At 73.9% G+C, this 8,659-nt stretch carries 7 protein-coding genes; 4 read left to right on the top strand and 3 right to left on the bottom strand.

Annotated features, from left to right (window positions below):
• The first annotated feature begins 278 nt into the window (after positions 1 to 278).
• The 3 genes from ABD308_RS24450 (at position 279) to ABD308_RS24440 (ending at position 4,314) form a co-directional block, all read left to right on the top strand.
• Positions 279 to 1,748, top strand: coding sequence for an MFS transporter (locus ABD308_RS24450; RefSeq protein WP_344338623.1), 1,470 nt, complete (start codon positions 279 to 281; stop codon positions 1,746 to 1,748).
• 56 nt (positions 1,749 to 1,804) lie between these two features.
• Positions 1,805 to 3,166, top strand: coding sequence for a cytochrome P450 family protein (locus ABD308_RS24445; protein ID WP_344338622.1), 1,362 nt, complete (start codon positions 1,805 to 1,807; stop codon positions 3,164 to 3,166).
• A 116-nt stretch (positions 3,167 to 3,282) separates the two neighbouring features.
• Positions 3,283 to 4,314: an L-tyrosine/L-tryptophan isonitrile synthase family protein gene (locus ABD308_RS24440; protein WP_344338619.1), complete on the top strand. Its 1,032-nt coding sequence runs from the start codon at positions 3,283 to 3,285 to the stop codon at positions 4,312 to 4,314.
• On the opposite strand, the gene ABD308_RS24435 is transcribed toward ABD308_RS24440, so the two are convergent.
• The 3 genes from ABD308_RS24435 to ABD308_RS24425 are packed head-to-tail and all read right to left on the bottom strand — an operon-like array spanning position 4,299 to position 7,393.
• The gene (locus tag ABD308_RS24435) at positions 4,299 to 5,177 is read right to left on the bottom strand and encodes an ABC transporter ATP-binding protein (protein WP_344338618.1); all 879 of its coding nucleotides are present in this window, start codon (positions 5,175 to 5,177) and stop codon (positions 4,299 to 4,301) included. The genes ABD308_RS24440 and ABD308_RS24435 overlap by 16 nt on opposite strands.
• Positions 5,174 to 6,274, bottom strand: coding sequence for a FecCD family ABC transporter permease (locus tag ABD308_RS24430; RefSeq protein WP_344338616.1), 1,101 nt, complete (start codon positions 6,272 to 6,274; stop codon positions 5,174 to 5,176). The genes ABD308_RS24435 and ABD308_RS24430 overlap by 4 nt, the downstream gene beginning before the upstream one ends.
• Before the next feature lie 3 nt (positions 6,275 to 6,277).
• Positions 6,278 to 7,393 carry an ABC transporter substrate-binding protein gene (locus tag ABD308_RS24425; protein ID WP_344338613.1) on the bottom strand — a complete coding sequence of 372 codons (1,116 nt, stop codon included), beginning with the start codon at positions 7,391 to 7,393 and terminating at the stop codon, positions 6,278 to 6,280.
• A 171-nt stretch (positions 7,394 to 7,564) separates the two neighbouring features.
• Here ABD308_RS24425 and ABD308_RS24420 point away from each other — a divergent pair, with 171 nt between their 5' ends.
• Positions 7,565 to 8,383, top strand: a complete 819-nt coding sequence (locus ABD308_RS24420; RefSeq protein ID WP_344338611.1) for a helical backbone metal receptor — start codon at positions 7,565 to 7,567, stop codon at positions 8,381 to 8,383.
• Positions 8,384 to 8,659: the final 276 nt, after the last annotated feature.

The following is an 8,659-nucleotide window of genomic DNA, read 5'->3' as shown; positions in this document are numbered from 1 at the left end:
CGACGGCACCGGCGCGATGACGGATAACAGCTGACAGATTTCAGAATCTGTCAGCTGTTATCCGTCATCTGAAATCCGTCAGTTGTCAGTTGTCGGTCGTCAGCCGCCGGTTGGCGGCCGTCAGCGGCGGGACGAGATCGGCCAGCGCCGTCACGATCCGGCCAAGCCGCAAAAATCCCCCACCTGTTCGGAACCCGGGCCCCGGCGCCTCCGACTGCTGTACCGGACGCCGCCGCCGAGGTGGTGTCCGGACAGCACGGGGGAACGGAGGATGACCCATGGCAAGGCAGCAGTCGCCCGCCGTCGGCGCACCGGGTGGCAGCCCGGCCGGGGCGGAGGACCGGTGGAGCCTGGTCTTCGCCGCAGGCCTGCTCTCCTTCGTCGCGATGCTCGACATGAACGTCGTCAACCTCGCGCTCACGGACATCGCGAACGCCTTCGACGTCTCCCCCACCACCGCCCAGTGGGCCGTGCTCGGCTACCAGCTCCCCCTGGTCGCCCTGTTGCTGCCCGCCGGGCGGTGGCTGGATCAAGTCGGCCTGCGCGCCGCCCTGTTGCTGTGCGTCGCCTGCTTCGCGCTCTGCAGCACACTGGCCGCCGCCGCGCCCTGGGCGAGCTGGCTGATCGCCGCCCGCCTCGCCCAAGGCGCCTTCGGCGCCGTGCTGTTCGTCCTGATGCCGGTCCTCGCCGCCACCTCCGTCCGCCCCGAGCTGCGCGGCCGGGCGATGAGCGTGCCCGCCACGATGGGCCCGCTCGGCGCCGTGCTCGGCCCGGTGATCGGCGGTCTGCTGCTGGACCACGTCGGCTGGCGGGCGATCTTCCTGGTCAAGCTGCCGGTCTGCCTGGCCGCCTGGCTGATCACCCGGCGCAACGCCCCGCGCGTCGGCAAGCGCCTGCGGCTGCCCGACCGCGGCTCGCTCGGTGACGCCGCGCTGATCGGCTCGGCGGTCGCCGCCGTCATGCTCGGCCTCACCCTCGCCCCGGACGCGCCGCTCTGGCTGCTGCTCGTCCTGCCCTCCGCACCCCTGCTGCTGATCTGGCTGCGCCGCCCCGGCGGCCGCCCGGTCGCCACCGTGCTGCGCGTCTCCCGCACCGCCCCCGTGAACGGCTCGGTGCTCACGCTCGCCGCCGGCTTCGCCGCCACCCACTTCCTGCTCGCCCAGCACCTGCGCCGCGAGGGCGGGGTGAGCGCCACCACCACCGCGCTCACCATGCTGGCGTTCCCGCTGGGCATGGTGGTGGCCGGCCGCTTCGGCGGGCGGCTCGCGGACCGCTGGGGCGCCCGCCCCACCGCGCTCACCGGCGCCACCATCACCACCGTCGGCCTGCTGCTGCTCGTCCCGCTGGACACCGACTGGTCCTCCCCCGACATCGCCTGGCGCCTCGCCGTGGCCGGCGTCGGCATGGGTCTCAACGGCGGCCCGGTCCAGGCCCTGGTGATGACCTCGGCCCCGCCGGGCCAACTCGCCACCGCCGGTTCGGCCGTCCAGCTGTCCCGCAGCCTCGGCTTCGCGCTCGGCCCCGCGCTGGGCACCGCCGCCACCCTGTACGGCGCCACCGAGATCGCCGGCGTGCGGGCCGGCCTCACCCTCGCCGGCCTCACCGCCGCGCTCGCCGTGGCCCTCCTGACCCTGCACCACCGCACCACCAAGGGCGGCAAGCCCGCCGACCGCACCAAGAGCACCACGACCACCGAAAGCACCGAAAGCACCACCGACACCGACCGGACGATCAGCAGCCCGGCGTGACGCGTCGTCACCGCCGGACCTGCACACGGCAGATCACCACCGGAGGAACATCCGCAATGACCGACACCGTCCACGACCCGACCGCGGCGGGCGAGGCTCCCGACGGGCCCCGCTGCCCGTTCGGGTACGACGAACTCCCCGACCCCGTGCCGCTGTTCGGACAGGAGTACAAGAGCGACCCCTACCCCCTGTACCGGCGGATGCGGGCGGCCGGCCCGGTCCACCGGGTCACCTTCCCGAGCGGCGTCGGCGCCTGGCTGGTCACCGGCTACAAGGCCGCCCACGAGGCGCTCAACGACCCCCGGCTCGGCAAGAACCACGACCTCGGCAACGACGAGTGGCGCCGGCTCGCCTCGATCATGCCCGAACCGCAGCACTCGCAGCTCCAAGCGCACCTGCTGCACCAGGACCCGCCGAAGCACACCACGATGCGCAGGCTCGTCCTGGACGCCTTCTCACCGCGCCGGGTGGAGCGCCTGCGCCCGCGCATCCAGGAGCTGGCCGACGCCCTCGTCGACCAGCTGCCGCCCACCGCCCCGGCCGGCGGTACCGACCTGGTGGCGGGCTTCGCGGCCCACTACCCCTTCCGGGTGCTGGCCGAAGTGATCGGCCTCCCCCAGGAGTTGGCGGTCAAGTTCGACCGCGACTGGGGCAAGGTGGTGCAACCGGTCGGCCCGCAGGACCCGGGCCGACCGGCGTACGAGGGCCGGCTGCGCGGCCTGCAGACCTACATCGCCGAGGTGGTCGCCCACAAGCGCGCCACCCACGACCCCGCCGGGCCCGACGTGGACCTGCTCGGCCGGCTCGTCGCCGCGTGCGACGCCGGTGAGTTGAGCCCCGAGGAGCTCGACTCGATGGTGTTCCAGCTGCTGGTCGCCGGCCAGGAGCCGGTCACCAACCAGATCACCACCATGCTGATCACCCTGCTGCGCCACCCGGAGCAGCTCGACCGGCTGCGCGCCGCCCTCGACCCCGAAGCGCCCACCGCGGAACCGGGCCTGCTCACCCGGGCGATCGAGGAACTGCTCCGCTACGACGGCGCGTTCGAGCTCACCACCTGGCGCTTCTTCGCCGCGGACAGCGACCTGCACGGCACCGTCGTCCCGGCCGGCGACTCGGTGATCGTCTCGCTCGGCGCCGCCAACCGCGACGAGGAGCAGTTCACGGACACCGACGTCCTGGACTTCGACCGCTCCCCCAACGCCCACCTGGCCTTCGGCCACGGCATCCACTTCTGCCCCGGCGCCGCCCTGGCCCGGGCCGAGCTCCAGATCGCCATCGGCACCCTGCTCACCCGACTGCCCGGGCTGCGCCCGTCCGTCGCCGACGACGAGCGCATCGACGCGCTCGCCTGGGTGCCCGCCGTCCTGGCCCGCGGAGTGAACCGGCTCCCGGTCGCCTACGACCGGCGGATCTGAGCGCCTGAGAAGGGCCACCACGCCACTCCCTGCATCCACCACAGCGTCCCGGCGACCACAGCCGGGGCGTGGCTCCGCCTGCCCGAAGCCCGATCACCGTTCCGTGGAGGACCACCATGCCGCGCGCCGGCACCGTCACCAGCAACTCCAGCGTCTCCCAGGCCGCCAGCGACGAGATCACCGACAGCACCGTGATCACCGCGCAGACCAGCACCGGGTACACCGTGCCCGACCAGCAGAGCACCGCCCGGATCTCCGCCGAGATCCTCGACCTGCTGCTTCCGCACCGCCGCGCGTCCGACCCCGAGGTCGACGCCACCCCCGCCGACTTCCCGCTGCAGCTCGATCAGCTGGCCGACTTCATCACCGCCGGGGACCCGATCCTGTTCACCCTGCCCGGGTTCCCCTGCAAGTCCCCCAACCTCGCCAAGGTGCTCGGCCACCTGCCCGACGAGGGCGAGCGGCTCTCGCTCAGCTTCCTCAACCGGCTCGCCGAGGAGATCGGCAAGATCTACGAGCCCGGCGCGAAGATCCTGATCTGCTCCGACGGCCACATCTTCGGCGACCTCATCCACGTGCCCGACGACCACATCGACCAGTACTCCGACGAGTTGGCCGCGCTGATCGAGCGCGAGGGCCTGACCAACCTCGACACCTTCGACCTGCGGGCCGTCCTCGGCGACCTGCCCTTCGACGAGAAGCGCGCCCGGGTGCACGCCCAGTACGCGCCCACCAAGGAGGAGCTGCGCGAGCAGGTGCTGACCGACGAGGAGACCGCCAAGCTCTATCGCGGCATCACCCGCTTCCTCACCGAGGACACCTTCGGCTGGACCGGCACCAAGTCCGCCCTGCAGCGCGACTGCCGCCAGCGCGCCTACGGCGTCATCCAGCGCAGCCGCGCCTGGGGCGACCTCATCGCCGAGCAGCACCCCCGCTCGTTCCGGCTCTCCATCCACCCGCAGAAGGTCGGCGTGCTGAAGTTCGGCATCCGGCTGCTGGAGCACGCGGACATGTGGATGACCCCGTGGCACTCCTCGGTGCTGCACCGCCAGGACGGCGGATGGGAACTGCTGCGCAGCGAGGAGGCCGCCAAGGCCGGCCGCCTGGTCGAGCGCAACGGCCGCCCGAGCCACTACGAGACCTCCTGACACTCGACGGAGGCCGGGGCGCCGGCGTCCCGGACGGCTGAAGCCGGGGCGGCGGTGACCGGGAGCCCTGAGGGCGCCCGGCCCGCGGCCCCGGCGGGCGTGCGGTGGTCGAACGCGATCAACGGGTCACCCGTCAGCGGGTGTTCGACCACCGCCGCCCGTACGCCGAACACCTCGGCGAGCAGTTCGGCGGTCAGCACCTCACGCGGCTCGCCCGAGGCGACCAGCGTGCCGCGGTGCAGCACGTGCAGCCGGTCGCACACCGAGGCGGCCGCGTTCAGGTCGTGCAGCGCGACCAGCGTGGTGCGCCGCTGCTCGCGCAGCAGCGCCAGCAGTTCCACCTGGTGCCGGACGTCCAGGTGGTTGGTCGGCTCGTCCAGCACCAGGACGTCCGGCTGCTGGGCCAACGCCCTGGCCAGCAGCACGCGTTGGCGCTCACCGCCGGAGAGCTGGGCGAACCGGCGGTCCGGCGCGTGCGCCATGCCGACCCGTTCCAGCGCCTCGTCGACCACCCGGTGGTCCTCGGCGTCGTCCTTGGCGAACGCCCGCTTGTACGGGGTGCGGCCCATCGCGACCACCTCGCGGACGGTCAACTCGAAGTCCCCGCCGCGCTCCTGGGGCAGCGCCCCGATGTGCCGGGCGGACTGCGCCGGGCTCAGCTCGGACAACTCCCGCCCGGCCAGCAGCACCCGCCCCGCGCTCGGCCGCAGGTGCCGGTACACGGTGCGCAGCAGGCTGGACTTGCCGCTGCCGTTGGGACCGACCAGCCCGGCGATCTCGCCCTCCTTGGCGACCAGGTGGACGCCGGCCACCACGGTCCGCCCGGCCAGGGCGACGCTCACGTCCTCGACGGCGATTCTCAATTCCGCTCCAGTCGTCGGTCCAGCAGGTAGAGCAGGGTGGGCGCGCCGAGCAGGGCGGTCACCACGCCGATCGGCACCTCCTGGCCGTCCAGCGCGGTGCGGGCGAGCAGGTCGACGACCACCAGCAGCACCGCGCCGGTGAGAGCGGACAGCGGCAGCAGCCGGCGGTGGTCGCCGCCGACCAGCATCCGGCACACGTGCGGGACCATCAGCCCGACGAAGCCGATCGCCCCGGAGACGGCGACCAGCACACCGGTGAGCACGCTGGTGACGGCGAAGATCTCGCGGCGCAGCCGGGCGACGTCGACGCCGAGGCCGGCCGCCGTCTCGTCGCCCATCAGCATGGCGTTCAGCCCCCGGGCGCGCGCCTGGAGCAGCAGCATCCCGAGGGCCACCGCGATGGCGGGGACGGCGAGTTGGCTCCAGGTGGCGCCGCTCAGGCTGCCCATCAGCCAGAACAGCACGCCCCGGGTCTGCTGCTCGTCACCGGTCTGCAGCACGAGGTAGCTGGTGAGGCCGGAGAGGAACTGGCCGATGCCGATGCCGGCCAGCACCAGGCGTAACGGGGAGAAGCCGCCGCCGCGCCGGGCCATCAGCCACACCAGGGAGAAGGCGGCGAGCGCGCCGAGGAAGGCGGCCAGCGAGACGGTGATCCCGGCGATGCCGCCGATGGTCAGCTCCAGGCCGAGGCCGGCCCCGAGCACGATGACGCCGACCGCGCCGAGCGAGGCCCCGGAGGAGATGCCGAGCAGGAACGGGTCGGCGAGCGGATTGCGGACCAGGGCCTGCACGGCGGTGCCGACCACGCCCAGCCCGGCGCCGACCACGGCCGCCAGCAGGGCGCGGGGGACGCGCAGTTGCCAGACGATGAGGTCCCGGCTGCCGGGCGCCGGACGCTGCCCGGTGATCCGGCGGCCGACCGCCTCCCACACCTCGCCGGGCGGGATGTCCACGGCGCCGAGCGAGACGGCGGCGGTCAGCGCGACGACCAGGGCGGCGGTGAGCACGGCGGCGAGCGGTCCGGCGCGAAGGGCCCGGACGCGTTCGCGCCGTACGGCGGCGGCGCCGCCCCTGGTGGTGGAGGTGGTCCCGGCCATCGGCTAGCGCCCGTTCTGGACGAGCGTCGGATGGACCGTCGCGGCGATCCGCCGCACGGTGTCGGCGGTGCGGGTCCCGGCGATGGTGGTGACCTCGGAGCCGATCCGCAGGAAGCGCCCCTCCTGCACGGCCTTCAGGCCCTGGGTGGCGGGGAAGCCCTTGAGGAACGCCTCGGCCTCGTCGAAGGCCTTGCGGGTCGCCTCCTCACTACCGCGGTTGCGCACCGCGAGCTGGATCCAGTCCGGGTTCTTCGCCACCACGTCCTCCCAGGAGACGGGCCGGAAGTCGGCGTCGCAGTCGGCGAACACGTTGCGCGCGCCGGCCAGGGTGATCACCGCGTTGGCGACCTGCTTGGCGCAGACGGCCATCGGTTGCTTTGTACCGGCATCGAAGTCGAAGAGGAAGTACCCGGGACGCCGCTCCTCCGGTACGCCCGAGGTGGCGTTCTTGACGTCCGTGATCTGCTTCTCCATCGCGCCGACCAGTTCCTCGGCCCGGGCGGCCGTCCCGGTGACCGCGCCGAGGCGGCGGATGTCCTCCTCGACCCCGGTGAGGTCGGTGCGCGGTCCCTTGACGGCCTTGGGCCCGGTGGCGCAGGCGGTGGAGAGCAGCACCACGTGCTGGATGCCGACCGCCTTCATCTCCTCCTCGGTCGCCCCGGCGCCCGCCGCCCCCATCGCCGGCATCGGCCCGAAGGTGTCCACGTAGAGGTCGGCGCCGGAGCCGAGCAGCTTCTCCTTGGGGATCACCGTGGTGCCCAGCACCGGCACCTTGGCGCCTTGGTCGGCGAGGGCGGCCGGCAGACCGCCCTTCCCCGGCGGGAACCCGGTGCCGATGATCCGGTCGCCCACGCCGAGTTGGAGCAGCATCTCAAGGCCGGCCGCGTTGCTGGTGACGATCCGCTTCGGCGCCTGCTCGACGGTGGTCTCCCGGCCCGCGCAGTCGGCCACCTTGACCGGGAACGCCGCCGCTCCGGCCCCCGCCGACGGCGTGCTCCCGGCGCCCGCCGCGGTGTCCCCGCCGCCGCCACCGTCACCGTCACTGGAGCATGCCGTGGCGAAGAGGGCGACGGCCGCGGTGACGGCGGCCGCGGTACCGCGGAGGGCGCGAGGGCGCATCAGAATCTCTCCTGGTCAGTGGTCGTGCTCGGGGTTCGTGCTGTGAACCCGGACCAGGTAGTCGGCCACCGCGCCCGGCCGGTTCCCGGGAGTTTGCCCCTCCGGGCAGCGGCCGGGTGGTGGTCGGGTGGCGACCGGAGCGGCGGCTGGGGTGGCGGCTAGGGTGGCGGGATGACGTCCCTTCCCGCTCCCGGCGGTCCGGTGGTCGACGACCTCGGGTCGACGGTGCCGCTCGGCCCGAGGCCGGTGCGGCGGGTGGTGTCGCTGGTGCCCTCGCTCACCGAGGCGGTCGCCGCCACCGCGGACGGGCTGCTGGTCGGCGCCACCGACTGGTGCGATCACCCGGCAGGCCTGGCGGTGACCCGGATCGGCGGCACCAAGAACCCGGACGTGGCCCGGATCGTGGCGCTCGCCCCGGACCTCGTGATCGCCAACGCCGAGGAGAACCGCCGCCCCGACCTGGACGCCCTGCGGGCCGCCGGCCTGCCCGTCTGGGTCACCGACATCCGCACCCTCGACCAGGCGCTCCGCTCACTGGACCGGCTGCTCACCGTCGCCTGCGGCCTGCCCCGCCCACCGTGGCTGGACGCCGCCGGGGCCGCCTGGGCCGCCTTGGCCGAGGTCCGCCCGCTGCCCGGAGCGGGGCGCCGGGCGGTGGTCCCGATCTGGCGCCGCCCCTGGATGGTCCTCGGCCACGACACCTTCGCCGGCGACCTGCTGCGGCGCCTCGGCCTGCGCCTCCCGCACGCCGAGGACCCGGACCGCCCCGAGCGCTACCCCGCCGTCCCCCTCCCCGAACTGCTCGCCACCCGCCCCGACCTGGTCGTCCTCCCCGACGAGCCGTACCGCTTCACCGCCGCCGACGGCCCCGAGGCCTTCCCCGGCATCCCGGCGGGCCTGGTGATCGGCCGCCACCTCACCTGGTACGGCCCGTCCCTGGCGCAGGCCCCGGCCGTCCTGGCGCGGCAGCTCGGGGCCGGTGTGGAGTGACCGGCGTGGAGTGACCGGCCACCGCTGTCGGGAGCGTCGGTCGAGGACGGCGTCGGGCTCCACCGCACCCGAGCACCGGATTGGGTCGGCGCGGACGGCCCCGGGCCCCCGGGGTCGCGCAGCCGCCGGCTGAACTCCTCGGCCTGTGCGACGCCGTGATCCAACAGCGGCACGACATCGCCCGGGCGCAGGACCTCGGGCGCGGGCGCGCTCCGCTGCGGCGGCGTTGACCGGAACGTCCGGCCATCGGACTTCGGTGGGTGGACAGGGCGGAAG

Source organism: Kitasatospora putterlickiae (assembly GCF_039527695.1).
In the GTDB taxonomy this organism is placed as follows: Bacteria; Actinomycetota; Actinomycetes; order Streptomycetales; family Streptomycetaceae; genus Kitasatospora; species Kitasatospora putterlickiae.
Note: the sequence above shows the minus strand (reverse complement) of the source record. Positions and strands in the feature narration are given on the sequence as shown.

Bases quoted from the DNA above. Each gene is read 5' to 3' on its own strand.
- ABD308_RS24450 (WP_344338623.1), top strand. From the start codon at position 279: ATGGCAAGGCAGCAGTCGCCCGCCGTCGGCGCACCGGGTGGCAGCCCG.
- ABD308_RS24445 (WP_344338622.1), top strand. From the start codon at position 1,805: ATGACCGACACCGTCCACGACCCGACCGCGGCGGGCGAGGCTCCCGAC.
- ABD308_RS24440 (WP_344338619.1), top strand. From the start codon at position 3,283: ATGCCGCGCGCCGGCACCGTCACCAGCAACTCCAGCGTCTCCCAGGCC.
- ABD308_RS24430 (WP_344338616.1), bottom strand. From the start codon at position 6,274: ATGGCCGGGACCACCTCCACCACCAGGGGCGGCGCCGCCGCCGTACGG.
- ABD308_RS24425 (WP_344338613.1), bottom strand. From the start codon at position 7,393: ATGCGCCCTCGCGCCCTCCGCGGTACCGCGGCCGCCGTCACCGCGGCC.
- ABD308_RS24420 (WP_344338611.1), top strand. From the start codon at position 7,565: ATGACGTCCCTTCCCGCTCCCGGCGGTCCGGTGGTCGACGACCTCGGG.